The sequence below is a fragment of the Tepidicaulis marinus genome (genome assembly GCF_000739695.1).
GTDB classification, from domain to species: domain Bacteria; phylum Pseudomonadota; class Alphaproteobacteria; order Parvibaculales; family Parvibaculaceae; genus Tepidicaulis; species Tepidicaulis marinus.
This window is the reverse complement of sequence record NZ_BBIO01000008.1, coordinates 77289-102687: the sequence shown is the minus strand read 5'-3', so window position 1 is coordinate 102687 and position 25399 is coordinate 77289. Positions and strand designations below refer to the sequence as shown.

The following is a 25399-nucleotide window of genomic DNA, read 5'->3' as shown; positions in this document are numbered from 1 at the left end:
GCTGGCAGAGCGCGGCTTTTTCGTTTTGAAAAGATTTGAAATTACTGGATCTGCGTGTCGATCGGCGCATCGAGCTGTTCCATCTGCTTCCAAAGTGCCGGCTGCACCAGCATGGAGCGGATGTAATCGATATTGTTGCTGACGACATTGGGCGGCAGGTCGGCCTTGGCCAGGCGGGCCGCTTCGTCGAAATCGCCCTTCAGGCCGAGCACGAGCGACAGGTTTTGCCGCGCCTTGGCACCGGCGGAGGGATTGGAGACCGCGCGGCGCAATGTCTGCTCGGCTTCCACAAGCTCGCCCGCCAAAGCCTGGGAAAGGCCCAGATTGGTCAGGATGCTGGGATGGTCGGGGGCGAGCTTCAGCGCGCTGCGGTATTTCATCTGCGCTTCGCTGTGCTGACCCTGCTGATCGTAAGCAACGCCCTGCGCGGCCAAAACACGCCAATCGCTCGGGTTGAGCGTGGCCGCTTTCACAAGCACCGGAATGGCTTTCGTTCCCTGACCGGCCGCAACCATCACTTTGCCGTATTCGGCCATGATCCCGGCATGATCGGGATGCTGGCGCGCGGCGACGGAGAGCACGGTCATGGCCTGTTCGAAGGATTTGAGCTGGCGCAGGCTTGCGCCATATTTGGCCGCGGTTTCCGCATCACCCGGATTTTGCTCGTACTGGCCGCCCCAATAGGCCGCATCGGCAATTGGATTGCCGCTTTCACCCGCGCTCACGCCAAGGCTCGCCGGGTTCACGGTGGATTGCGGGCCCTCGCTCGTGGCGCAGGCGCCCAGCACAAGAACGGATGCCAGCACTGGCATCAGTCTGGCACGTCCTTTAAACTTGGATTGCGCCGGTTTCCCCATGATCCGATCCCTGAAAGCAAAACGTCCTGGCCGAAAGGCGGCCTTTATGTCCCTTATTTTGCGTCAGAGGTCTCAAGAAAGGCTTAAACATAAGGCGTCTTGTGGCCCGGCAGTGCCCCCGCAGGCTTTTGAAACCGGGACTTATGAAGTAAACGGAACGTAAATTTCCATCGGAAGCTGGCACCGCCACCGGCCGGAGAAACAGGAACACGAATGTCCGACCCGCATGAAAATGAGGAACCAGGAACGAACGCCCCGGCAAAGGGCAGCCGGGCCGCGCGGTTTTTCCGGCAAGGCTGGGAGCGCATGTCGAGCTGGGACAAGGAGCGTGTTGCCTATCTGCTGCTCGGCGCCATTGTCTTTGGCGTTTTGGCGCTTGGGGTCGTGCGCTCGGGAGCCTGGACGTCGGACGAGGCGGGCAAAGTAACATTTTTCCGTATCGCGACGGGGGCAACGGGGGGCACCTATTTCCGCATGGGCGAGGTGCTGGCCGGGGTGATCAGCCGCCCGCCCGGCGGGGACCCGTGCGAGCTCGGCGGGCGCTGCGGTGTCGACGGGCTCATTGCCGTCGTCAAAAGCTCGCCCGGCTCGGTGGCCAATGTGCGCAATGTCGCGACCGGCATTTTCGAAAGCGGGCTTGTGCAGGCGAATGTCCTCGATGCCGCCTTCAAGGGCGAGGGGATTTTCAAAGGCGAGGCGCCGCGCGAGAACCTGCGTGTCATTGCCAATCTTTATCCCGAAGCGCTGCATCTCGTCGCCGCGATGGATAGCGAGATCGAAACGGTTAGCGATCTGAAAGGCAAGCGTGTCGCCATCGGCTCCAAGGGCTCGGGCACCTGGGTCGATGCCCATGCGATCATGAACGAATTCGGTATCCGCAAACGCAGCCTGACGCTGCTCGAGGAAGATGCCAACCGCGCCGCCGATCTTTTATTGTCGGGCGAAATCGATGCCTTCTTCATGATCACCGGCGCGCCTGCGCCTTTGATCCGCACGCTCATCTTGCGCGATGCGGGCCGGCTGGTGCCCATCGAAGGCGCGCCTGCCGAAGGACTGCGCATCAAGAACGCCCATTATGAAGGCTATACGATCGAGGAAGGAGTATATCCGGGCACCGGCGCCATAGGCACGATCGCCGTCGGCGCCATGTGGGTGACGCGGGCGGACATGCCCGAGGAACTGGTGCACGACATAACACGAGCGCTTTTCGACGAGCGCAGCAAAGAAACGCTCGCCCTCTCGCATCCGGAAAGGGCATTGATCATGCCCGAAACAGCCGTGCGCGGCGTGCCGATCTTCCTGCATCCAGGCGCCGAGCGGTACTACTTCGAAAAAGGTATCCTGGCCCGCTGAACCGCCGCGCCTTTAAGCGATATCGCCCGGGTCCTTGATCACCGCTTGTGCCGCGATCACACGTTCACCGTTGAAGGTAAGGCTCGGCGAGCCATAGAGCCGGTAGCCGTTTTCCAGCGCCTCGCTCACTTTCTCGCAAAATGCTTTGTCGTCTGGGCCGGTCAAGAGCCTGTAGCGCAGTTCGGACATGTGGTTTACTCCCGCTCCATCGCCCTCATTGCGTAAAAACCGGCCTCTCTATAAGGTCTGGCGGCAATGACGGCTTCTATCTGTGTGAGATGATTGTGCGCGATTTACTGATCAGCGAAAGCGAAAACAAGGCCATTCCGGTCTGGGCCCTGAAAAAAGCGGACCTGGAGACCTGGAAGGGCGAACATGCAGGCGCGCGGGCCCATTGGGCCGAGACGCAGCGGTTCGAAGCCGAGGAAGGGCGCGTGCTCATGCTGCCCGCCGATGATGGGGGCATTGCGGGTGTGCTCTTGGGGCTGGGCGATGGCGGGGATCCTTTCGCCTTCGGCGCGCTGACACAGGCGCTGCCGCTCGGCGATTACCGGATTTGTGAGTTCTCGGGCGCCGATCCTTATCTTGCCGCGCTTTCATGGGTGCTGGGCGCCTACCGCTTCACCCGTTACGCCGGCAAGGTGAAAGAATTCCCGCGTCTTGTTCTGCCCGAAGGGGTGAAGAAGGCGGACGTGTTGCGTGATGCGGGCGCCGTCTTTCTGGTGCGCGATCTCGTCAACACACCGGCAGGCGATCTCGGCCCCGCCGAGCTTGAGGAAGCCGCCCGCCAGCTTGCCAAAGCCCATGGCGCGAAGATCGATGTCATTACCGGTGACGCGCTGCTGGGCGCGAACTATCCCATGGTCCATGCGGTCGGCCGGGCGGCGGGGGCGGGCGCCGAGCCCCGCCTCATCGACATCCGCTGGGGCAATCCTGAAGGACGCAAGGTGACGCTGGTCGGCAAGGGTGTTTGCTTCGACACCGGCGGGCTCAATCTCAAACCCGGCAATTCCATGGGGCTCATGAAAAAGGATATGGGCGGGGCGGCCCATGTCCTCGCCCTCGGGCAAATGATCATGGAGCGCGGGCTCGATATCTGCCTGCGCATTCTCGTGCCGGCCGTTGAAAATGCGGTGGCGGGCAATGCCTTCCGCCCCGGCGATGTTTTGCAAAGCCGCAAGGGTCTCACCGTGGAAATCGGCAATACCGATGCCGAAGGCCGGCTTATTCTCGCCGATGCCCTGGCGGAAGCGGACGGGGAAGCGCCGGAACTTCTGATCGATATGGCGACGCTGACGGGCGCGGCCCGTGTGGCGCTCGGCCCTGACCTGCCGCCTTATTATACGAAGGACGAGGCCTTTGCCGGTGAATTGCAGGCGCTTGCCAAGGCTCATGCGGACCCAATGTGGCGGCTGCCGCTTTGGGGGCCTTATGACAAATGGCTCGACTCGCAGATCGCGGATGTGAACCACATTACCGAAAACGGTTTTGCAGGCTCGGTAACGGCGGCGCTTTTCCTCAGCCGTTTCGTGGAAAAGGCGAAAACCTACGTCCATTTCGACATTTATGCCTGGAACCCCGCAGCGAAACCGGGCAGGCCCTTGGGCGGGGCGGCGCAGACGATCCGCGCCCTCGACCGCTATATCGCCCGTCATTTCGGCTGATAGGGCGCAGGTTCCCGGCGCTTTCGGGCGGCCCGAACCAAGGCGCTTTATTTTAATCCCCGGCCCCGCTAGGATGAAACGCATCCGAAACGGATAAGGCAGCCGGGGGGATTTGCCGATGACACTGGAGCTCAAGCCGCTGCATGCGCTCAAGCTCTGGCATGATGTAATGGTCGAAATGGTGCGGGATGAGGGCCCGGATCTGTCGGCCCGCCAGATATCCATATTGCTGACGGTCTATCTCGAGCCGCCGCCGCACACGGTGCGCGGCCTTGCCGCCAAGCTGGGCGTCTCCAAACCGGCCATCACCCGCGCGCTCGACACGATGGGCCGGCTCGATCTTTTAAGGCGCAAGCGCGACGAGCAGGACAAGCGTAACGTGCTCGTTCAGCGTACGGTGAAAGGCTCCGTGTTTCTGACCGATTTCGCCGATTCCATCATCGAGAAGGCAAAGGTCATTCAGCCGTGACGCAGTCCAATGAGAGGAAAAATCCAGACCGGCGTCTCAACCCTTACCGGCCGGACTTGGCGGCGGCGCATCTGCGCGGCGAGGTGGAGGCGGCGCGCTTCGAAGAAGGTGAAGATCATTCGGTGATCACGGGCGCGGCCGCCTTGCGCCGCAAGCCCGCGCCGGATGGGGCAATGGATACGCAAATTCTTTTCGGCGAAACCTTCCGCGTTTATGAGGAAAAGAACGGCTGGGCCTGGGGCCAATCCGCTTTCGATGATTATGTGGGCTATGTGGATGCGACCCATCTTCTGCCCAAGCGCGCCGAGCCTGAGCACCGGGTGGTGGCGCTGCGCACCTTCATCTATCCGCGCCCGGATATGAAAACCCAGCCCGTTGTGCCTTTGCCCATGAACGCCAAGGTCAAGGTGGCGGGCGCAGCGGGCCGTTTCAGTGAGATCGAAGGCGGCGGTTTCGTCTTTTCCGCCCATCTCGCGCCCATCGGCGCCTATGTCGATGATTATGTCGCCATTGCCGAAAGCTTTCTCGGCACGCCTTATCTATGGGGCGGGCGGGGCAGCATGGGGCTGGATTGTTCGGGCCTTGTGCAAATGGCGCTGGAGCGGGCGGGCATTCATTCCCTGCGCGACACGGATATGCAGGAAGCAGCGCTCGGCGAGCGGCTGGCCGAGCCTTACGACCTGACGGGCCTGAGGCGCGGCGATCTTGTCTTCTGGCGCGGCCATGTCGGCATCATGTGCGATGAAAAGACGATGCTCCACGCCAATGCCACTTTCATGGCGGTGACGCGCGAGCCTCTGGAAGATGCAGCAGGGCGCATTTCGCGCACCGACGGGCCCATCACCTCGGTCAAGCGCCTCACAAATGGTATCTAATGGGCGGTATGTGGCGGGCGGTATCTAAAACCGCTTATTGGCGCACCGCCTTGTTGCCTGCCGCTTCCAGATCGAAAGCTGCAGCCATCAGCGCTTTCGTATAGTCGGTTTTCGGCGCATCGAAGATCGTGTCGGCGGAGCCTGCTTCCACCACCTTACCGTCTTTCATCACTATGACATTATGGGCAAGCGCGCGCACTACCTTCAAATCGTGACTGATGAAGAGATAGGCGAGTTTGCGCCGCTCCTGAAGATCGCGCAGCAGTTCCACGATCTGCGCCTGCACGGACATGTCGAGCGCCGAGGTCGGTTCATCCAGCATCAAGAAGCGCGGGGAGAGAACGAGCGCGCGGGCGATGGCGACGCGCTGGCGCTGCCCGCCGGAAAATTCATGCGGATAGCGGTCCTGCACTTGCGGGTCGAGCCCGACTTCGCGCAACACCTCCGAGACGATCTCGCGCCGTTCGTCATAGGAAAGCCCGCGCTGCTGCACGAGAAGCCCTTCCTCGATGACTTGGCTGATGGAAAGGCGCGGCGAGAGCGAGCCGTAAGGGTCCTGAAAGACCACCTGCATGTTCCGCCGCAAGGGCCGCATCTCCTTGGCGCTGAGCCCTTGAATGTTGCGTGTGTCGAAATGAATGTCGCCTTCCGACGATAAAAGTCGCATCAGCGCAAGACCGAGCGTCGTTTTGCCGGAGCCGGATTCGCCCACAATGCCGAGCGTTTCTCCTTCCCGGAGCGCGAGCGAGACCCCGTCCACGGCCTTGATATGGCCGACCGTTTTGCGCAGGAAGCCCTTCTTAATCGGAAACCAGACTTTGAGGTTCTCCGTTTCCATGATCTGCGGCGCGCTTTCCGGATAAGGCCCGGGTCTCCCTTTCGGCTCTGAGGCAAGAAGGTGGCGCGTATAGGCATGGGCGGGCGCGGAGAAAATTTCCGCCGTCTTGCCGCTTTCCACCACCTCGCCTTTGGTCATTACGTAAACGCGGCCGGCCATTTTCCGCACGATGCCGAGATCATGGGTGATGAGCAAAAGCGCCATGCCCATTTCCCGCTGCAGTTTCTGCAGAAGTTCGAGGATCTGCGCCTGTACCGTCACATCGAGCGCGGTGGTCGGCTCGTCGGCAATCAGAAGGTCGGGCTCATTGGCAAGCGCCATGGCGATCATCACGCGCTGGCGCTGGCCGCCGGAAAGTTGATGGGGGTAGGCGCTGAGCCGCTCGGCGGCATTTTGAATGCCGACTTTTTCCAGAAGCTCGAGCACCCGCGCACGCGCCGCCTCCGGCTTCATGTTTTTGTGGCGGATCAGCATTTCCCCCACCTGCCGCTCGATCGTGTGGAGCGGGTTGAGGGAGGTCATGGGCTCCTGAAAGATCATGGAAATGCGGTTGCCGCGCACTTCCTGCAAATCCGCTTCGCCTGCCTGCATCAGATCTTCCCCGGAAAAGAGGATTTTGCCGCCCGGATGAAAGGCTTGGGGATAGGGAAGCAGTTTCAGGATCGAGAGCGCGGTGACGGATTTGCCCGAGCCCGATTCGCCCACCAGCGCCACGGTCTCGCCTTTCTCGATATGCAGCGAGACGCCTTTCACCGCCTCCATCACGGTTTCCCCGGAGCGGAAGGAGACGCGCAGGTCCTGAATGTCGATCAATGCGCTCATGCCATTCGTCCTTATGTCAGCGTCTTGCGGGGATCGAAGGCATCGCGCACCGCCTCACCGATGAAGATGAGGAGCGAGAGCATGATGGCGATGGAGAAGAACCCGGCAAAGCCGAGCCACGGCGCCTGCAGATTGGCTTTACCTTGCGCCAAAAGTTCGCCGAGGGAGGGCGAGCCGGGCGGCAGGCCGAAGCCTAAAAAGTCGAGCGAGGTGAGCGTCGTGATTGACGAGTTTAGAATGAAAGGCAGGAAAGTCAGCGTTGCGACCATGGCATTGGGCAGCAGGTGTTTGAACATAATGACGATATTGGAAACGCCGAGCGCGCGGGCCGCTTTCACATATTCGAAGTTGCGCGCGCGAAGGAACTCCGCCCGCACGACACCGACCAGCGCCACCCAGCTGAAGAGCAAAAGAATGCCGAGCAATATCCAAAAATTGGGCTCGATGATCGCCGCGATGATGATCAGCAGATAGAGCGCGGGCACGGCGTTCCAGATTTCGATGACGCGCTGGAAGATAAGGTCGGTCCAGCCGCCGAAATAGCCCTGCACGGCGCCGGCCGCCACCCCGATGATGGAAGAAAGCAGCGTCAGCACCAGGCCGAAAATCACCGAAAGGCGGAAGCCGTAGATGAGCCGGGCCACCACATCGCGGCCCTGATCGTCCGTGCCGAGCCAGTTTTCCGCGCTGGGCGGGGCGGGGGCGGGCACCGGCAAATCACGGTTGATCGTTTGATAGGAATAGGGAATGAGCGGCCAGATGATCGTGCCATCCCCTTCCTTCTCGATCAGCTCCTGCACATAAGGGTCGCGGTAATCTGCGGCGGTGGCGAAAAAGCCGCCGAACTCCGTTTCCGGGTAATCGACAAAAACCGGAAAGTAGAATTCGTCATTATGGATGACGAGGAGCGGGCGGTCGTTGGCGATGAACTCGGCGAACATAGAAAAGACGAAGAGCACCGCGAAGATCCAGAGGCTCCAATAGCCCCGGCGGTTGTTTTTGAAATTGACCCAGCGGCGCTGATTGAGCGGGCTGACGCGGATGGGCCGGCGCAGAAGGGTTTCAAGAACGCGCATTCTCACACCTCCCGCGTTTCGAAATCGATCCGGGGATCGATCCAGGTATAGGTGAGATCGGAAATCAGCGTCACCACCATGCCGATCAGCGAAAAGATATAAAGCGTTGCAAAGACCACCGGATAATCCCGGTTGACGATGGACTCGAAGGAAAGAAGCCCTAGCCCGTCGAGCGAGAAAATCGTTTCGATGAGAATGGAGCCGGCGAAGAACGCCCCGACAAAAGCGCCGGGAAAGCCCGCCACCACGATCAGCATGGCATTACGGAAGACATGGCCGTAAAGCACTTGGCGTTCTTTCAGCCCCTTGGCGCGGGCGGTGACGACATAATGTTTTTTGATTTCATCGAGAAAGGAGTTCTTCGTCAAAAGCGTGGTCGTCGCAAAAGCCCCGATCACCATGGAAAGCACGGGCAGGGCGATATGCCAGAAATAATCGAGGATCTGCGCATACCAGGGAAGCTCGGCCCAATTTTCCGAGGTCAGGCCCCTCAGTGGGAAAATCTGGAAATAGTTTCCCCCGGCAAAAACGACGATGAGAAAGACGGCGAAGAGAAAACCGGGTACCGCATAGCCCACGATAATCGCCCCGCTCGTCCAGACGTCGAAGCGGCTGCCGTCCCGCACGGCTTTGGCAATGCCGAGCGGAATGGAGATGAGATAAGTGATCAGCGTCGTCCAGAGCCCGAGAGAAATGGAGACCGGCATTTTTTCCAGCACCAGATCGACCACGGCGACATCGCGGAAATAGCTTTCGCCGAAATCGAAGCGGGCGTAATTCCAGATCATCAGGCCGAAGCGCTCATGCACCGGCTTGTCGAAACCGAATTGCTTTTCCAGCTCCTTGATGAATTCCGGATCGAGGCCCTGCGCGCCGCGGTATTTGCTCGTCACATCGCCGCCCGAGCCGCCGGACGTGCCTTGATTGGCGCCGAAATCGCCGCTGCCGCCGCCCACCCGGGCAGTGGCCGAAACCTCCGTGCCGGTGAGTTGCGCGATGACGCGCTCCACCGGCCCGCCGGGGGCGAATTGCACCACGATGAAACTGACAAGCATGATCCCGAGAAGGGTCGGGATCATGAGTAACAAGCGCCGCAGAATATAGGCTGCCATGGACGGTCCGTTTTCCCCTGCTGTTAGCCTGAGCCTATAGGAGGCCGCGCCCTTCCCCAAGGGCCTCGAGCTTATACGTCTATTCGTCTTTTATGTCCGTGGACCACCAGGTGTCGATGGCGCCGAGCTGATAGGCCGGTTTTTCTGCCGGTCGGCCGAAGCGGTCCCAGAAGGCCAGATGATGGCTCGCCTTATACCATTGCGGCACCCAGTAGTGCCCGGCGCGCAAAACCCGGTCGAGGGCGCGGGCCGCCGTCTCCTGTTCCTCCCGGCTCGCCGCTTCGATCACCTTGTCGATCAGCGCGTCGATCACCGGATCGGAAATACCCGACAGGTTGCGGCTGCCGGGCTGCGCGGCAAAAGAAGAGCCCCAATAAGAGCGCATCTCGATGCCCGGCGTCAGCGCCATGGAATAGCGCATGGTGGTCAGATCGAAATCATACGTGTCGAGCCGGCGCTGATATTGCGCCGAATCGACGACGCGCAGTCTCGCATCGATGCCGAGAAATTGCAGATTGCGGATGTAAGGCGCGTTGATCCGCTCCCATGTGGGCTCGTTGGTCAGAAACTCGATGGAGAGCACCTCGCCCTCATCGTTGACGCGCTTGCCGTCTTCAATGCGCCAGCCTGCTTCCTCCAGAAGCCCGGCGGCTTTGCGCAGAAGCGTGCGGTCCCGGCCCGAGCCGTCTGAAACGGGCGGGCTCACCGGTTCGCTGAAAACTTCTTCCGGCAGCCTGTCGCGGTAAGGGGCAAGCAGCGCGAGTTCGCCTTCGCTGGGCACCCCTTCGGCTTTCATGGGCGAGTTCTCGAAGAAACTCTCCGTGCGCTTATAAAGCCCATAAAACTGATTGCGGTTCGTCCATTCAAAATCGAACGCATAGGAAAGCGCCTCGCGCAGGCGCGGATCGGCGAATTTTTCCCGCCGCGTATTGATGAACCAACCTTGCGCGCCGGACGGGCTTTCATCCGGCAGCACGAGCTGTTTGACACGGCCTTCTTTAAGGGCCGGGAAGTTATACTCCGTCGCCCAGACCTTGGAGGTGAACTCCTCGCGGAAAAGATATTGCCCGGCTTTAAAGGCTTCGAACTGCGCCGTGCGGTCGCGGAAATATTCAAAACGGATTTCGCCGAAATTCCACCGGCCTTTATTCACATTCAGATCGCGCGCCCAATAATCCTTCACCCGCTCATAGGTGATGGCGCGGCCGGGCTCCGCCTTCTTGACCTTGTAAGGCCCGGAGCCCAAAGGCGGCTCCAGCGTCGTGCGGTCGAACTCGTGCTCCGTGTAATAGGCTTTGGAGAAGACCGGCAATTGCGCGAGGAAAAGCGGCAGGTCCCGCGTCTGCTTGCCGGTAAATTCGATCACCAGCGTGGCGGCATCGGGCGCGGAGATGGCGGCCACCTCGCGCATGTTCTGCGCGATCAGGGGATGGCCTTTGTCCTTGAGAAGCGCCAGCGTGAAGGCGGCATCTTCCGCCGTCAGCGGCGAGCCGTCATGAAAATAAGCCCCGCCGCGCAAATGAAAGGTGAGGCGGTTGCCGTCTTCCGACAGCGCGGCGCTTTCGGCCACGAGCCCGTAAAGCGCATCGGGCTCGTCGAAATTGCGCACCATGAGCGTATCGAACACCATCTCCATGCCTTGCGCCGCGGTGCCGCGCAGGATGAAGCTGTTGAGCGAATCGAAGCTCATGAAGCCCTGATTGTAACGAACGGTCGGGCCGATCAGCGAAAGCGTGCCGCCCTTGGTCGCATCCGGATTGACATAGGAGAAATGCGAAAAGCCTTTCTCATACTCAAAGTCCCCGAAAATCGAGAGCCCGTGCTGCGCTTCGCCTGCATGGGTACCCGAAAACCCGGCGCTTAAGGCAAGGGAAAGGCTAAGCGCGGCGGTGCGGAAAAAGGTTTTTCTCATTCGCCCGGTCATTCACTGGCCGCCCGCGCGTCCCACCAGATATTCGGAAAGCCGATGGCATATTCAGGGGTGGGGTCGGGATGTTTGATATAGGCCCAGCGCGCCACCCGCGTCACCGGCGAGTGCCATTGCGGAATGACGTAATGGTTCCAAAGCAATACCCGGTCGAGCGCTTTCGTGGCAGCCACCAGCTCTGCGCGGTCCTTGGCGAAGATAACCTTATCGATCAGCGCTTCGACGACGGGATTGCAGATGCCCATCAGGTTGCGCCCGCCCGGCGCCTTGCCTGCCTCGCAGCCCCAGAAATCGCGCTGCTCGTTGCCGGGCGAAAGCGATTGCGGGAAACTGCCCACCACCACGTCGAAATTATAATTGTCAGTGCGGTTTTGATATTGCGCGGTGTCGACAAGGCGGATGCTGCTTTCGATGCCGAGTCGCTCCAGGGAACGCGCGAAAGGCTGCACCACCCGCTCGAAGGTCGGGCTGACGAGCAGAAATTCGATTTCGAGCGGCTTGCCGGTTTCCTCGTTTACTAGCTTATTGTCTTTGACGTTCCAGCCCGCTTCTTGGAGCAGCATCACCGCTTTGCGCAAATTGTCCCGGTTGTTGCCGGACCCGTCCGTTGCCGGGTTCTCGTAAGGCTGGGTGAAAAGCGCTTCGGGCAGGTTCTCGCGGTGTTCTTCCAAAAGTTCCTTTTCCCGGCCTTCCGGCAGCCCCGTGGCGGCGAGTTCGGAATTTTCGAAATAGCTGTCCGTGCGCGTGTACTGGCCGTAGAAAATGTTCTTGTTCATCCATTCGAAATCGAAGGCATAGTTCAGTGCTTTGCGCACGCGCGGGTCCTGAAATTTTTCCCGGCGCAGGTTGAAGACGAAAGCCTGCATACCCTCGCCCTGGCCGGTTTCAAGCTCGTCGCGCACGATGCGCCCGTCTTTCACCGCCGGCACGTCATAGCCGGTCGCCCAGTTCTTGGCGCTGTTTTCAAGGCGCACATCCACATTTCCGGCTTTAAAGGCTTCGAGCGCAATGGTCGGATCGCCGAAATAGATGAACTCCATTTCCCCGAAATTATGCGCGCCGATATTCACGTTAAGGTCCTGGGCCCAATAATCCTCCACCCGCTCATAGGTGATGGACTGACCGGCTTTGACTTCCTTGACCCGGTAAGGGCCGGAGCCGAGCGGCGGCTCCAGCGTCGTCGCGTTGAACTCCCGCTCCGCCCAGTAATGCTTCGGCAGCACCGGAAGCTGGCTGACGATCTGCGGCAATTCCCGGTTGCCGGAGACGGCGAAGGTGAATTTCACCTCGAGCGGCGAGAGCTTTTCCGCCTTCACCACATCGGCGTAGTAAGCGTTATAGAAGGGGTGGTTGGCTTTCAGCGTTTCGAAGGTCCAGACCACATCTTCCGGCTTGATGCGCGTGCCGTCCTGGAAGGTTGCCCGCGCATTTAAAGTGAAAGTGACGGAGGAAAAGTCTTCCGGATACGTGACGCTTTCCGCGATCAGCCCGTATTCGCTCGACGGCTCGTCCAGTGAGAGCGTCATCAGCGTATCGTAGATGAGCTGGATACCGGCGGCCGGGCGGCCTTTGACGATGTAAGGGTTGAGCGTGTCGAAACTGCCGATCGCCCCGTAGCGCAGCTTGCCGCCTTTAGGCGCCTCGGGGTTCACATAATCGAACCGCTCGAAGCCTTTTTCATATTTGACCGAGCCGAAAAGCGAAAGACCATGGGCGGTGACGGGTTCGGCTGCTGCGGGCGCTGCAAAGGCAAGAGTGCCTGTCAGAAGAGCTTGGATGAAAAGGGCGCCGCTGCGCCGCTTGGCCGGGCCTCTGGTCACTGTCACGCCGTTCTCTCCCTTGTCCCTTATGTCTCTTGGTTTTGTGATGCACCCCATCGGGCCATACAATTAAGGCCATTCTGGGCCATTATTTGCGTCTTGCAACCGTGCCCGCCTTCTTGCCCGGTAAGCGGGCGCCGGGAAGCGGGTGGGGCAGCCGCAAAGAAAAACGCGCCCGGTTTCCCGGACGCGTCATTCAAACCGATCCTGGCGGTAATTCCGCCTGAATTTTTCGTAAGGTCTTATTCGGCCGCCGGCTCGCCTGCTGCTTCTTCAGCTTCCGGTTCCGGCAGCGGCTGGTTGCTGCCCAGCGAGTTCAGATAGACCAGAAGGTCCGCCCGGTCGCCTTCTTTGCGGATGCCGGCAAAGGCCATGGCGGTGCCGGAGGCAAAGCCGCTCGGCTTTTCGATGAAATGATCGAGCTTGGCGAAGGTCCATTCACCCTCAAGCCCCTGCAGCGCGTCGGAATAGCCGAAGCCGCCGCGGCTGGCGATGTCCTTGCCCACGACGCCGTAAAGGTTCGGGCCAATCTTGTTCGCGCCGCCTTCTTCAAACGTGTGGCAGGCCGCGCATTTCTTCGCCACTTTTTCGCCGTCGCTGATGGAGGCGTTGGCCAGAAGTTCGGCCAGCGAAGGGCCCTGCTCCTCGGCTTCCGCTTCTCCGCCTGCAGCCGCGCCTTCATCCTCGGCCACCGCGACCTCGAAGGCCTTCGGATCGGCTTCTTCGGTGTGGTAGAGCACACCGGCGAAATTGGCGACGCCCAGTACGACCAGTACCGAGAAAAGCACCGCGCCGGCGATTTTGTTGAGTTCGAAACTATCCATTGACCCCGAGCCTCCGCCCGTTTCTGCTTGGGGCGCGGCGGGTCCGCCTGCATCCCCTCGTGAAACGTAAATTGTGCGCGAGCGGCGGCCCTGTCGATAAGGCCCCGCCCAGTTGGCGCGGAGATTAGCCGCTTCCCCCCGCGCGCCGCAAGCCGTATAAGTCCCGCGAGGTAAGGAAAAACAACGGGATAGGGGTCTGAGCGCGCCGGATTCGGCATTTGCGGCGATCCGTCGCAGGGTTTCTCCCGCAAGAGACGCAGTTCAGGGCCGTCCCGCCCATAGAGCACGACCAGGACCGAAGCAGACATGGCCGAGGCAGCATCCAACCCCATCATCATCATTCCGGCGCGTCTGGCATCGACGCGCCTGCCGAATAAGCCGCTGGCCGATATCGCGGGCGCGCCCATGATCGTGCAGGTCTGGGCCCGGGCGCAGGAAGCGGGGATCGGCCGCGTCGTCGTTGCGGCAGCGGAAAAAGAGATCGCCGAGGCGGTGGAGGCGGCAGGCGGCGAGGCGGTTTTGACCGATCCCGCCCTTCCTTCAGGCTCCGACCGCGTCTGGCAGGCGCTGGAGCGGGTGGACCCGGAAGGCGCCCACGACATCATTCTCAATGTGCAGGGCGATCTGCCGACGCTCGATCCGGCGCTTATCCGCATTGCGGGCGATCTTCTGGCAGAAGGCGAGGCGGATATCTCGACGCTGATCGCCGCGATTACCCTTGAAGAAGAAAAGACGAGCCCGGATGTGGTCAAAGCCGTGGTCTCGCTCGCCCCCGGCGCGCGCACCGGCCGCGCGCTTTACTTCACCCGTGCCACGGCGCCTTCGGGCGATGGCCCGCTTTATCACCATATCGGGCTTTACGGCTTCCGCCGCGCCGCTCTCAAGCGCTTCGTGGCGCTGCCGCCCTCTCCGCTCGAGCAGCGCGAGAAGCTCGAGCAATTGCGCGCGCTGGAAAATGGCATGCGCATCGATGCGGCGCTGGTCGACACCGTGCCGCTCGGCGTCGATACGAAGGAGCACCTTGAAAAGGCCCGTGCTATATTGAGCGCAAAGGGATAAGAGGGGCACATGGCTGCAGAAGAGACATCGCAGGATAAAGAGTCGGCGAACACCATCGCCTTTCAGGGGGAACTGGGGGCGAATTCGCACATCGCCTGCCGCGAAGTCTATCCCGATATGACGCCGCTACCCTGCGATACGTTCGAGGATACGTTCGCTGCCCTTGCCGAAGGGCGCGCCAGCCTCGCCATGATCCCGATCGAAAATTCCGTCGCTGGCCGCGTCGCAGATATCCACCATCTGCTGCCCGATTCGCGCTGTTATATCGTGGGCGAATATTTCCTGCGCATCCGCCATCAGCTCCTGGGCGTGAAAGGCGCGGCGCTGTCAGGCCTTAAATCCGTGCAAAGCCATGTCATGGCGCTCGGCCAATGCCGCAACGTCATTCGCGAGCTCGGCCTGAAAGCGGTGATCGGCGCGGATACGGCAGGCTCGGCCCGCCAGATCGCGGAACTGGGCGATCCCTCGCGCGGGGCGATTGCGTCATCGCTGGCGGCGGACGTTTACGGCCTCGACATTCTCAAAGCCGATATCGAGGATGCCGAGCATAACACGACCCGCTTTCTCATCATGGCGATGGAGCCGGACGATGCCGAGCCCGAAGACGAGCCGGTCATCACGAGTTTCATCTTCCGCGTGCGCAACGTGCCCGCTGCGCTTTACAAGGCCATGGGCGGTTTTGCGACGAACGGCGTCAACATGACGAAGCTGGAAAGCTATCAGCTCGGCGGCGCCTTCACGGCGACCCAGTTCTATGCCGATATTGAAGGCCACCCCGCTTCGCGCCATGTGCGTCTGGCGCTGGAAGAGCTGGAATTCTTCTGTTCGGAACTGAAAATTCTCGGCGTCTATAAAGCCTCGCCCTTCCGCGCGACGCTGGAAACGCATATCGCGGATTAGGCGGCACTCTTCTCTACGCGTCACCCCCGGGCTTGACCCGAGGGTCGATTGGGCCGCGCCGCTTGTTGCGGGCCATGGATGCTCGGATCAAGTCCGAGCATGACGTGAGAGTGAATGGGCAGTTGCTTCCCCCTCACCTTCCCATCGCTTGGCGCGACGGGCCCCTTCCTCTCCCCCAAGGGGGCGAGGAGAAATCTTGTTCTTTAAGCCCTCTCCCCTGGGGGGAGAGGGCCTGGTGAGGGGGCGCGGCAAACTGCAGCGCCGCTCATTCACCAGCCTTCGACGAACGCTTTCACAAGATGGTGCGCAATGGCGAAGGGCGGGGGCACGAAAAAGCCTTGGCCCTCTCCGCGCAGCGCGGCGGCAAGCTCGTCGCGGGTGAACCATTTGCCGCCGGAAAGCTCCACCCCGTCGATCTCGAAATCTTCCGATTCGGCCTCGGCGATACAGCCGATCATCAGCGATGAGGGAAACGGCCAGGGCTGGGTGGAATGGTAGCGCACGGATTTAACCGCGATCTTGGCTTCCTCGTCGAGCTCGCGGGCCACCGCTTCCTCGATCGATTCGCCCGGCTCCATGAAGCCGGCGAGCGCCGAATACATGCCTTTCGGGAAGATTTTCTGGCGCCCCAGAAAGGCCTTGTCGCCATGGGTCGCCATCATGATGACGACGGGGTCCGTGCGCGGAAAATGCTCTGCATGGCACGAAGGACAGGTGCGTTTATACCCGGCCTCGGCAAGCTCGGTCTTTGCCCCGCAGGCCGAGCAGAAACCGTGGCGCAAATGCCAGTCGATCATGGCCTTGGCCTGGGCAAGGATCGCAAGCTCGCTCGCCGTGATCTCGCCTTTCATGGCAAGGCCGCGGATTTCCTCAAATGCGCCGAAGCCTTTCAAGGGGCCTTCGGCCTCCGGATTGCGGGCGGCGGAAATGTCGATGGCAAAAAGCGCCTTGCCGCGCCGGTTGATGCCCAGAAATACCTCGATCGCGCCGGGCCCTGCCAGCGGCTCGACGGCGGCGGCGGGCACCCAGCCCACATCCTTGCCTTGAGAGGGCACTTCTTCGGGCAGCACCAGCGGGTTGAGGTTCCACAGCGGCACAAAGAGCGAGGAGGGGTCTTTGCGCTTTTCCGCCAGCCATTCGGGATTGCCGCGCAAATGGCCTGCCCGGTCGATGGGGTTATTGGCGAAAATATTGGGATTGGGAGAAAGTGCCATGCCTGCCTCGCTGCGCTTGAAGCGCCTATTTTTCTTCTGGAAAATTGGGCGGAGGGTGGCACAAGCCTTTGCGGCGCGCAACGGCCCGGCATCATGCCCCTCTGCCTGCCGTAAGCGCCGCAGTCTTCCCCCGGAAAAGGCGGGAAACTGCCGATTCGCGGGCTATGAGGCCGCCGCTGCCGGGCTGCCTCCGCTTTTCTCCCGCGCCCCCTTGCTTTTCGCCCCTGAGGGCGTGATATAAGCGCCTCGGGAGGCTGGCGGTGGACGAGTTCCTCGCCAACCCGGTCAGGTCCGGAAGGAAGCAGCCGTAACGAGTTTCGCTCGGGTCGCTGTCCAGTCTCCCACCTCTTGCCCTTTGGCGCGGGGTTCTGAGCGCCCCCCGCCCGGGCTTTGCCGGACTATCCACATATCCACAGAAAAAACGACGCCGGGGATGCAGGCGCCAGCCCCAGGCTCTACACTGTGCCAAACCCGCAAAGGCAGGCGAGCAGGACAGGTCATGGACGATCCCGTCAACGAGACAGAAGAACGCTGGGACGCGCCGGAAGAAAGCGCGCCCGCGGACCCGGCGTCCGAACCCGGCCTGGGTCTTCTGGGCGGGGAGGAGCAGGCTCCATCCACGGCTAAAGCCTCCGACTACCGGGTGCTGGCGCGCAAATACCGCCCGGCCACCTTCGAGGATATGATCGGCCAGGAAGCCATGGTGCGCACCCTCTCGAACGCGTTCGAGAAAGGCCGGATCGCCCACGCCTTCATGCTGACCGGCGTGCGCGGCGTGGGCAAGACGACGACCGCGCGCATTCTCGCCCGTGCCCTCAATTATATGACCGAAGACGGCAAGGGCGGGCCGACCATTCACCTGGAAGAACCGGGTGTGCATTGTCAGTCGATCATGGAATCGCGCCATCCCGACATTCTGGAAATGGACGCCGCCTCGCGCACCGGCATCGACGATATCCGCGAGATCATCGAAAGCGTGCGCTACTTGCCCGTTTCCGCCCGCTACAAAGTCTACATCATCGACGAAGTGCACATGCTCTCCAAGGCCGCCTTCAACGGCCTCTTGAAGACGCTGGAAGAGCCGCCGGAACATGTGAAATTCATTTTCGCGACGACCGAAATCCGCAAAGTGCCGGTGACGGTGCTCTCCCGCTGTCAGCGTTTCGATTTGCGCCGCCTGACCTCGGAAGAACTGGTGCGGCTGCTTTCCCGTGTCTGCGAAAAAGAAAAAGTGAAGATCGAACCGCCCGCTTTGACGCTGCTCGCCCGCGCCGCCGAAGGCTCGGCCCGCGATGCGCTTTCCATTCTCGATCAGGCGATCTCCCACGGGGTGGGCGATGCAGGGGACGGCGAGATCAAGGAAGCCGATATCCGCGACATGCTCGGCCTTGCCGACCGGGGGCGGATTTTCGATCTCTATGACCTCATCATGAAAGGCGATGCGGCGGCGGCCTTGGGCGAACTGCGCGCGCAATATGATGCAGGCGCGGACCCGGCGGTGGTGCTCTCCGATCTTGCCGAGCTTACCCATTGGCTCACCCGCCTCAAGCTTGTGGAAAGCGCGAGCGACGATATCGCCGCGACCGAGGCCGAGCGCGTGCGCGGCAAGGAAATGTCCGGCCAATTGCCGATCCGCGTGCTCTCGCGCGTCTGGCAGATGCTGTTGAAAGGCATCGGCGAGGTGGCGCAGGCGGCAAAGCCGATCGTGGCGGCGGAAATGGTTATCGTCCGGCTTTGCCATGCCGCCGATCTGCCCGCGCCGGAAGATCTCATCGCGCAGCTTAAAAATGCCGGGGCCGGCGCGCCCGCACGCGGGCCTGCTCCCAATGGCAATGGGGGTGGAAACGGCGGTGCGCAGGCGGTCAGCCGCGCCGCGCAAGGCGGCGGCCTCTCATCGCCCGCCGGTGCGCCTCAGATGCGGCAAAATGCGCAAGCCGCCATCATGCTGCATTCTTTTGAGGATGTGGTGGCGCTGGCCGAAGAAAAGCGCGATATCCAGCTTCAGCATGTGCTGAAAACCGGTGTGCGCCTTGTCAGCTTTCAGCCCGGCCAGATCGAAATCGGCGCCTCCGAAGATGCCAAACAGACCATGCAGGTACTTTCCGAGCGCCTGCGCCATTGGACCGGCACGCGCTGGCTGATTTCCGTTTCGAGCGAAGCCAAAGCCGCGCCCACTTTGCGCGAGCAGGAAGAAAGCGAGACGGAAGCGCTGAAAGCGGAAGTCTCCGCCCATCCGCTGGTCAAAGCGGCGATGGAAGCTTTCCCTGGCGCAAAGATTGTCGACATCCGCGACCCCTTGAAAGAAGCGGCGCAGGAAATTCAGGAGATGGGCGAGGCCGAAGGCGGCGATCATCTCGATGCCTTTTTCGATGACGAGGATATGTACGAGTGAAAAACCTCACGGATATGATGAAGCAGGCCCGCCAGTTGCAGTCGAAACTGGCCGAGGCGCAGGAAGAACTTGAGAAGCTGGAAGTGGAAGGCGTGTCGGGCGGCGGCATGGTGCGCGTCACCTTGACCGGCAAGGGCACGATGGCGGGCATCAAGATCGATCCCTCGCTGCTTAAAGCCGAAGAGGGCGAGATTCTCGAAGACCTGATCGTGGCCGCGCATAATGACGCGAAAGTCAAAGCGGAAGCGGCGACGGCGGAAAAAATGAAAGCGCTGACCGGCGGCCTGCCGCTGCCGCCCGGCTTCAATCTCGGCTGACCTCGCGCCTCTCACTTAACCGGAACACACCATGGCATCGCCCCTTACGGGACCGGAAATCGAGCGGCTGATCGATCTGCTCGCCAAACTGCCCGGGCTCGGCCCCCGCTCGGCCCGGCGCGCGGTGCTGCATCTCATCAAGAAAAAAGAAGCCCTCCTCATCCCTCTTGCCCGCGCGGTGTCGGATGCGGCGGAAAAGGCGATGATCTGTTCGGTCTGCGGCAATGTCGATACGCGCGATCCCTGCACCGTCTGCTGCGATCAGCGCCGCGATGTCTCTTCCATCTGCGTGATCGAGGATGTGGGCGATCTTTGGGCGCTGGAACGGGCGGGCGCCCATAAGGGCTATTATCATGTGCTGGGCGGCACGCTCTCCGCGCTCGACGGGATCGGCCCGGACGATCTTTCCATCGGCAAGCTTGTCGAGCGCTGCCACGCGGGCGAAGTAAAAGAAGTCATCCTCGCGATGAATGCGACGGTGGATGGCCAGGCAACCGCCCATTACATCACCGACCAGCTTGAAACCGCGGGCGTTGCCGTTTACCGCCTCGCCCACGGCGTGCCGGTGGGCGGCGAGCTCGACTATCTCGACGACGGCACGCTCTCGGCCGCCATGCGGGCCAAGCGGCTGGTTTGAGTTGGGGGGTCGCCCCGGCACTTGTTGCCGGGGCCTACTCGCATCGCATCGAGTGATGGCAGGAGAGTTATTGGCACAGCCCCTCCCATCACCAATTCCCTGCCGTTCTGAAAGATAAATGGGTCCCGGGAATAAATCCCGGGACGACGGCGTGTGTGGACGCCCCTACTTCTTGGCGCGCCAATACTCCCGCGTCAGGCGGAAGACCATCGGCCCCAGAATGAGCAGCCCGATCAGGTTCGGAATGGCCATCATGGCGTTCAGCGTATCGGCGAGCAGCCAGATGAATTCGAGCTTGATGACGGCCCCGACCGGGATCGCCAGCACCCAGAGCACCCGGTAAACCGGAATGGCCTTTTCCCCGAACAGATATTCCACGCTCCGCTCGCCATAGTAAGACCAGCCGATAATGGTGGTGAAGGCGAAGACGGAAAGCGCGACGGCCACCACCTTGTCGCCATGCGGCAGGACGGAGGCAAAGCCTGCGCTTGTCAGCTCCGCGCCGGTCAGCCCGCTCGTCCAAAGCCCGCTCGTGATGATGACGAGGCCGGTCATGGTGCAGACGATGATCGTGTCGAGGAAGGTGCCGAGCATGGCGATATTGCCTTGCTGCACCGGATCGTTGGTCTTGGCCGCCGCATGGGCGATGGCCGCGGAGCCGAGGCCCGCCTCGTTGGAAAAGATACCCCGCGCCCCGCCGAACTGAATGGCGGCCGCAACGCCCGCCCCGGCAAACCCGCCCGCCGCTGCCGCAGGCTCGAAAGCGTGATGGAAGATCAGCGCGAAGGCGTCCGGAATGGCCGCCGCATTGACGGCGAGGATGGCAACGCAGGAGCCCACATAAAGCACGATCATGGAGGGCACGAGCGCGCCTGCCACATCGCCGATGCGCTTGATGCCGCCGATAATGACGAAGCCGACAATGGCCGCGATGACGATGCCTGTTGCGAGCGGCGGCACGCCGAAGCTCGTCTCCATGGCGGCGGCAACGGAATTCGACTGCGTGCCGTTGCCGATGCCGAACCCGGCGGCGGCGGCGAAAAATGCAAAAAGCGGGGCAAGCACGGCGCCGAGCCAGGGTATTTTCTTGCCGACGCCGTTTTTCAGATAATACATCGGCCCGCCGACATGCCGCCCGCTTTCGTCGATCTCACGGAACTGAATGGCCAGCACGGCTTCGGAATATTTCGTCGCCATGCCGACAAGCGCGATCATCCACATGTAAAAAAGCGCGCCCGGCCCGCCCAGAAAGATCGCGGTGGCGACGCCCGCGATATTGCCCGTGCCGACGGTTGCCGATAGCGCCGTCATCAATGCCTTGAAGGGAATGATGTCGCCTTCGCCCTCGTGTTTTTTGAAAAGCAGGGAGAAGCCGTAAGGAATTTTGCGGATCGGAAAGAGCCTGAGCCCCACCGTCAGATAAAGCCCCGTGGCCGCCAGCAGCACCAGCATGGGCGGTCCCCAGACGATGCCGTTTACATATGAGACAGCGCTATCGATAAGTTCCATCAAGCCCCCCGCATGATGTTGGTTATTCCCCGGCCAGAAGATCCCTCTGGCTGCTTGTGCCTTGCGGGCGCGCTTCTTCCAGCGCGTCGCGTTTGGCGTCTTCCAGCTCGACCTCGGCGATTTGCTCGCCCTTGCGCACGATCTTCGCCGTCGAGGTTTCGATATCCTTGATATCTTTTTCGGCTTGAGTGAAATGCTTTTTCAGATTGTCGACACGGCTGTCCAGCCGCTCGACATCTTTCAGCATCTTGGCCACCTCGTGCTGGATGATATGGGCATGCTCGCGCATCTCCGCGTCTTTCAGCACGGCGCGCACGGTGTTGAGCGTTGCCATCAGCGTGGTGGGGGAGACGATCCAGACTTTTTGCCTGAAGCTCTGTTCCACCACATCGGGAAAGCTGGCATGAAGCTCGGCATAAACCGCTTCGGAGGGCATGAACATCAGCGCGGAATCCGCCGTCTCGCCCGGCACGATATATTTCTCGGCAATGTCTTTGACGTGTTTGAGCACATCGCGCTTGAACTGCGCAGCGGCCGGCTTTTGCGCATGGGGGTCGCTCGCATTGCGGATCGCCCGGTAGCCGTCGAGCGGGAATTTCGCATCGATGACGATGGAGCCGGGCGGGTTCGGCAAATGCAGGAGACAGTCCGCCCGCACGCCCGAGCGCAGCGTCGTTTGAAAGGCATAGGCATTGGGGGGCAGCGCATTGACGATAATATCGTTGAGCTGAATTTCCCCGAAAGCCCCGCGCGCCTGCTTGTTCGCCAGAATGTCCTGAAGGCCCACGACCTGGGTGGAAAGCTCGTTGAGGTTTTTCTGCGCCTGGTCGATCAATGCCAGGCGCTCCTGCAGCTGGCCGAGGCTTTCCTGCGTCTTCTGGCTGGAATCGGTGAGGCTCTGGCCCATGCGCTGGCTGACAAGGTCGAGCCGCTCGTTCAGCGTGCGGGTCAGGCTTTCCTGCGTCGCGTGCTGGCCTTCGGCAAGGCTTTGCAAGCGGCCGGTCAGCTCCGACTGGGCCTGGGCAAGGCGGGTCAGCTCGGCTTCCATCAGCGCTTTGAGCGCCGCTCCTTCTTCATTGCCGCCTTTGCCGAAAAAGCGCGCGGCAAAGAACCCGGCCAGCACGGCCAGAAGCACCGCGCCAAAGGCGGTCAGCAAAGTGGGCAGCATGTCTGGGCTGGAAAAATCCATGAATACCTCGAATTTCCGCCGACTATACATGATTCCGCCCGGCCCGCGCCTCTGCTGATATGCCGGGACACTTCCCAGCAAAAAGCTGTGCAAACCGGCAAAACCTCAAGGAATAAAGGGAGTTAACCTTTATGGGCGCTGATATGCGCGTTGGGCGCGCGCTTGACGGGGCGGGGCGGGGCGATTATTTCACCCCTATGGCCATCAGAGAAATCATCACCGCGCCCGACCCCCGCCTGAAGCAGGTCTCCAAGCCTGTGGAGAAGGTGGATGACGCCTTGCGCGCGCTGATGGACGATATGCTGGAGACCATGTATGCCGCGCCCGGCATCGGCCTTGCCGCCATTCAGGTGGGCGAGCCTGTGCGCGTCATCGTCATGGACCTTGCCCGCGAGGATGAAGAGCCGCAGCCGCGCTATTTCGTCAATCCTGAGATTACCTGGCGCTCGGACGATAAAGCCGTTTACGAGGAAGGCTGCCTTTCCGTGCCCGACTATTACGAGGAAGTGGAGCGGCCCGCCGAGGCGACCGTGAAATTCCTCGATTACGAGGGCAAGGAACAGGTGCTGGAATGCGACGGGCTGCTTGCCACCTGCATCCAGCATGAGATGGACCATCTGGAAGGGGTGCTGTTCATCGATTACCTCTCCCGCCTTAAGCGCGACCGGGCCATCAAGAAGGTCCAGAAACTGAAGCGCCATCAGGAACTGGCTTGAGCTCGCCCGGTGCTTTGCGGGGCGCAGGCTTGCGGAGAGGCCCCGCCCGCGCTACTCACCTTTCATGAGCGCACTTCGTATCGCCTTTATGGGCACACCCGATTTTTCCGTCCCGGTGCTGGGCGAGCTTCTGGCCGCCGGCCATGAGGTCGTGGCCGTCTATTCCCAGCCGCCGAGGAAAGCGGGCCGGGGCATGGAAGAAAAGAAATCCCCGGTCCATCAATTCGCCGAGGAAAACGACATTGAGGTGCGCACGCCCCGTTCCCTGAAAGACGCGGCCGAGCAGGAGGCGTTTGCCGCGCTTGATCTCGATGTGGCGGTGGTCGTCGCCTATGGGCTCATTCTGCCGCAGGCGGTGCTGGAGGCCCCGCGCCTCGGCTGTCTCAATCTTCATGCCTCATTGCTGCCCCGCTGGCGGGGCGCCGCGCCCATCCAGCGCGCCATCATGGCGGGGGATGCGGAAACCGGCGTCATGGTCATGCAAATGGAGGCAGGGCTCGACACGGGCCCCGTGCTGCTGGCCGAACATGTGCCCATCGGGCCGGAAGACACGGCGGGCAGCCTTCATGACGAACTTTCCCGCCGGGGCGCCGATTTGATGGTGCGCGCCCTTGCCGCTCTTTCGCGCGGCACGCTGGAAGCCACGCCCCAGGCAGAAGAAGGCGTGACCTATGCCCATAAGATCGAAAAAGCCGAGGCGCGGATCGATTGGCAGCGCCCGGCCCGCGAACTCGATGCGCATATCAGGGGCCTGACGCCTTTCCCCGGCGCCTTTTTCGAGATGGCCCGCAAGGGCAAGAGCGAGCGGGTGAAAGTTTTGAAAGCCCGGCCCGTGGAAGACCTAAGTAGCGGCAAGGGTGCGCCCGGCACGGTGCTGGAGGGGCTCACCATCGCCTGCGGCGAGGGCGCATTGCAGCTCCTTGAGGTGCAGCGGGCGGGCAAGGGCGCGGTGAGCGCGGAAGAGTTTCTGCGCGGCTTTCCCCTGCAAAAAGGCGAAAGGCTCGCCTGATGCCCCGCTACAAGCTCACCATCGAATATGACGGCACGCATTTTAACGGTTGGCAGTCCCAGGCGGACCGGCGCGCCGTGCAGGATGCGCTGAGCGCGGCCATCGAAGGGTTTTGCGGAGAAAAAGTCACGGTCTTCGGCGCGGGTCGCACGGATTCAGGTGTCCATGCGCTGGGACAGGTCGCCCATATCGATCTTGAAAAAGAGGCGCCCCCGGACAAGCTGCGCGATGCGGTGAACTTTCACCTGAAGCCCCATGCGGTGGCGGTGCTTGCTGCGGAAAAAGTCGGCGAGGATTTCGATGCCCGCTTTTCCGCAAGGCGGCGGCATTACAGCTACCGCATCATCAACCGCCGCGCGCCCTTGACCGTGGATAAAGACCGCGCCTGGCTCGTCCATGCCCCGCTCGATGCGGGCGCCATGCATGAGGCGGGGCAGGTGCTCATCGGCAAACATGATTTTACGACCTTCCGCTCCGCCCATTGCCAGGCGAAATCGCCGGTCAAAACCATGGACGAGGTGTCGGTCTCCCGCTACGGAGAGGAAATCGAGATCGTCTGCCGCGCGCGTTCCTTCCTCCACAATCAGGTCCGCTCCATTGTCGGCTCGCTGAAACAGGTGGGCGAGGGGCGTTGGAGCGCGGCGGATATGCGCCGGGCGCTGGAAGCGGCAGACCGGGCCGCCTGCGGGCCCGTCGCCCCGCCGCAAGGGCTTTATCTTTTTCAGGTCGATTACGAATAGAGGCTCTTTGCCTTTTCGTGTTTCCCCGTCGTCATGCCCCGCTTTATGCGGGGCATCCATAAGCGGCAAAAACAAAGGCT

23 protein-coding genes and 1 other RNA gene are annotated in these 25399 nt (G+C 61.5%); 13 read left to right on the top strand and 11 right to left on the bottom strand.

Going from position 1 to position 25399, the window contains the following annotated elements; translation table 11 throughout:
• Window positions 1-41 precede the first annotated feature (41 nt).
• A complete protein-coding gene (locus tag M2A_RS09140; protein WP_052379354.1) occupies window positions 42-812 on the bottom strand; it encodes a tetratricopeptide repeat protein in 771 nt (256 codons plus the stop codon).
• A 258-nt stretch (window positions 813-1070) separates the two neighbouring features.
• On the opposite strand from M2A_RS09140, the gene M2A_RS09135 reads away from it, so the two are divergent.
• Window positions 1071-2210, top strand: a complete 1140-nt coding sequence (locus tag M2A_RS09135) for a TAXI family TRAP transporter solute-binding subunit (protein WP_052379353.1) — start codon at window positions 1071-1073, stop codon at window positions 2208-2210.
• A gap of 12 nt (window positions 2211-2222) precedes the next feature.
• Here the strand turns inward: M2A_RS09135 and M2A_RS17760 are convergent, their stop codons facing one another.
• Window positions 2223-2399 (bottom strand): DUF1737 domain-containing protein, encoded by a 177-nt coding sequence (locus M2A_RS17760; RefSeq protein WP_081875517.1) that lies wholly within the window; start codon window positions 2397-2399, stop codon window positions 2223-2225.
• Window positions 2400-2488: 89 nt separating this feature from the next.
• On the opposite strand from M2A_RS17760, the gene M2A_RS09130 reads away from it, so the two are divergent.
• The 3 genes from M2A_RS09130 to M2A_RS09120 all read left to right on the top strand — a co-directional run bounded on the left by M2A_RS09130 (window position 2489) and on the right by M2A_RS09120 (window position 5218).
• The gene (locus M2A_RS09130) at window positions 2489-3874 is read left to right on the top strand and encodes a leucyl aminopeptidase family protein (protein ID WP_052379352.1); all 1386 of its coding nucleotides are present in this window, start codon (window positions 2489-2491) and stop codon (window positions 3872-3874) included.
• Window positions 3875-3992: 118 nt separating this feature from the next.
• Window positions 3993-4343 carry a MarR family transcriptional regulator gene (locus M2A_RS09125; RefSeq protein ID WP_045446132.1) on the top strand — a complete coding sequence of 117 codons (351 nt, stop codon included), beginning with the start codon at window positions 3993-3995 and terminating at the stop codon, window positions 4341-4343.
• Complete coding sequence (locus tag M2A_RS09120; RefSeq protein WP_045446129.1) at window positions 4340-5218, top strand: C40 family peptidase; 879 nt, start codon at window positions 4340-4342, stop codon at window positions 5216-5218. The genes M2A_RS09125 and M2A_RS09120 overlap by 4 nt, the downstream gene beginning before the upstream one ends.
• Before the next feature lie 34 nt (window positions 5219-5252).
• Here M2A_RS09120 and M2A_RS09115 read toward each other — a convergent pair whose 3' ends face one another.
• The 6 genes from M2A_RS09115 to M2A_RS09090 form a co-directional block, all read right to left on the bottom strand.
• The gene (locus M2A_RS09115) at window positions 5253-6878 is read right to left on the bottom strand and encodes an ABC transporter ATP-binding protein (RefSeq protein WP_045446126.1); all 1626 of its coding nucleotides are present in this window, start codon (window positions 6876-6878) and stop codon (window positions 5253-5255) included.
• A gap of 11 nt (window positions 6879-6889) precedes the next feature.
• Window positions 6890-7954, bottom strand: coding sequence for an ABC transporter permease (locus M2A_RS09110; RefSeq protein ID WP_045446123.1), 1065 nt, complete (start codon window positions 7952-7954; stop codon window positions 6890-6892).
• Window positions 7955-7956: 2 nt separating this feature from the next.
• A complete protein-coding gene (locus M2A_RS09105) occupies window positions 7957-9066 on the bottom strand; it encodes a microcin C ABC transporter permease YejB (RefSeq protein WP_045446120.1) in 1110 nt (369 codons plus the stop codon).
• A 79-nt stretch (window positions 9067-9145) separates the two neighbouring features.
• Entirely contained in the window at window positions 9146-10978 is a 1833-nt protein-coding gene (locus M2A_RS09100; RefSeq protein WP_052379351.1) for an extracellular solute-binding protein, read from the bottom strand.
• An 8-nt stretch (window positions 10979-10986) separates the two neighbouring features.
• Window positions 10987-12819, bottom strand: coding sequence for an extracellular solute-binding protein (locus tag M2A_RS09095; RefSeq protein ID WP_244444413.1), 1833 nt, complete (start codon window positions 12817-12819; stop codon window positions 10987-10989).
• Between the two features lie 236 nt (window positions 12820-13055).
• Complete coding sequence (locus M2A_RS09090; RefSeq protein ID WP_045446114.1) at window positions 13056-13637, bottom strand: c-type cytochrome; 582 nt, start codon at window positions 13635-13637, stop codon at window positions 13056-13058.
• A gap of 306 nt (window positions 13638-13943) precedes the next feature.
• Here M2A_RS09090 and M2A_RS09085 point away from each other — a divergent pair, with 306 nt between their 5' ends.
• Complete coding sequence (locus M2A_RS09085; protein WP_045446113.1) at window positions 13944-14696, top strand: 3-deoxy-manno-octulosonate cytidylyltransferase; 753 nt, start codon at window positions 13944-13946, stop codon at window positions 14694-14696.
• Between the two features lie 9 nt (window positions 14697-14705).
• Window positions 14706-15596, top strand: a complete 891-nt coding sequence (locus M2A_RS09080) for a prephenate dehydratase (RefSeq protein ID WP_045446110.1) — start codon at window positions 14706-14708, stop codon at window positions 15594-15596.
• A 269-nt stretch (window positions 15597-15865) separates the two neighbouring features.
• On the opposite strand, the gene nudC is transcribed toward M2A_RS09080, so the two are convergent.
• On the bottom strand, window positions 15866-16810 hold the full coding sequence (gene nudC, locus M2A_RS09075; RefSeq protein WP_045446107.1) for an NAD(+) diphosphatase: 945 nt from the start codon (window positions 16808-16810) through the stop codon (window positions 15866-15868).
• 249 nt (window positions 16811-17059) lie between these two features.
• Between nudC and ffs the strand changes: the two genes are divergently transcribed.
• From ffs to recR, 4 genes are all read left to right on the top strand, one after another.
• Window positions 17060-17155, top strand: an RNA gene (ffs, locus tag M2A_RS17755) — signal recognition particle sRNA small type.
• Window positions 17156-17309: 154 nt separating this feature from the next.
• Window positions 17310-19202: a DNA polymerase III subunit gamma/tau gene (locus M2A_RS09065; RefSeq protein WP_081875515.1), complete on the top strand. Its 1893-nt coding sequence runs from the start codon at window positions 17310-17312 to the stop codon at window positions 19200-19202.
• Window positions 19199-19519 (top strand): YbaB/EbfC family nucleoid-associated protein, encoded by a 321-nt coding sequence (locus tag M2A_RS09060; RefSeq protein WP_045446102.1) that lies wholly within the window; start codon window positions 19199-19201, stop codon window positions 19517-19519. The genes M2A_RS09065 and M2A_RS09060 overlap by 4 nt, the downstream gene beginning before the upstream one ends.
• Window positions 19520-19550: 31 nt before the next feature.
• Window positions 19551-20156 carry a recombination mediator RecR gene (gene recR, locus M2A_RS09055; protein WP_045446099.1) on the top strand — a complete coding sequence of 202 codons (606 nt, stop codon included), beginning with the start codon at window positions 19551-19553 and terminating at the stop codon, window positions 20154-20156.
• A 165-nt stretch (window positions 20157-20321) separates the two neighbouring features.
• On the opposite strand, the gene M2A_RS09050 is transcribed toward recR, so the two are convergent.
• The gene (locus M2A_RS09050) at window positions 20322-21665 is read right to left on the bottom strand and encodes an alanine/glycine:cation symporter family protein (RefSeq protein WP_045446096.1); all 1344 of its coding nucleotides are present in this window, start codon (window positions 21663-21665) and stop codon (window positions 20322-20324) included.
• A 22-nt stretch (window positions 21666-21687) separates the two neighbouring features.
• Complete coding sequence (locus M2A_RS09045) at window positions 21688-22854, bottom strand: DNA recombination protein RmuC (protein ID WP_045446093.1); 1167 nt, start codon at window positions 22852-22854, stop codon at window positions 21688-21690.
• Window positions 22855-23051: 197 nt separating this feature from the next.
• Between M2A_RS09045 and def the strand changes: the two genes are divergently transcribed.
• The 3 genes from def (at window position 23052) to truA (ending at window position 25319) form a co-directional block, all read left to right on the top strand.
• Window positions 23052-23570, top strand: a complete 519-nt coding sequence (gene def / locus M2A_RS09040; RefSeq protein ID WP_045446274.1) for a peptide deformylase — start codon at window positions 23052-23054, stop codon at window positions 23568-23570.
• A gap of 64 nt (window positions 23571-23634) precedes the next feature.
• Window positions 23635-24579, top strand: coding sequence for a methionyl-tRNA formyltransferase (fmt, locus tag M2A_RS09035; protein ID WP_045446090.1), 945 nt, complete (start codon window positions 23635-23637; stop codon window positions 24577-24579).
• A complete protein-coding gene (gene truA / locus M2A_RS09030; protein WP_045446087.1) occupies window positions 24579-25319 on the top strand; it encodes a tRNA pseudouridine(38-40) synthase TruA in 741 nt (246 codons plus the stop codon). Before fmt ends, truA begins: the two co-directional genes overlap by 1 nt.
• The last annotated feature ends 80 nt before the right edge of the window (window positions 25320-25399 follow it).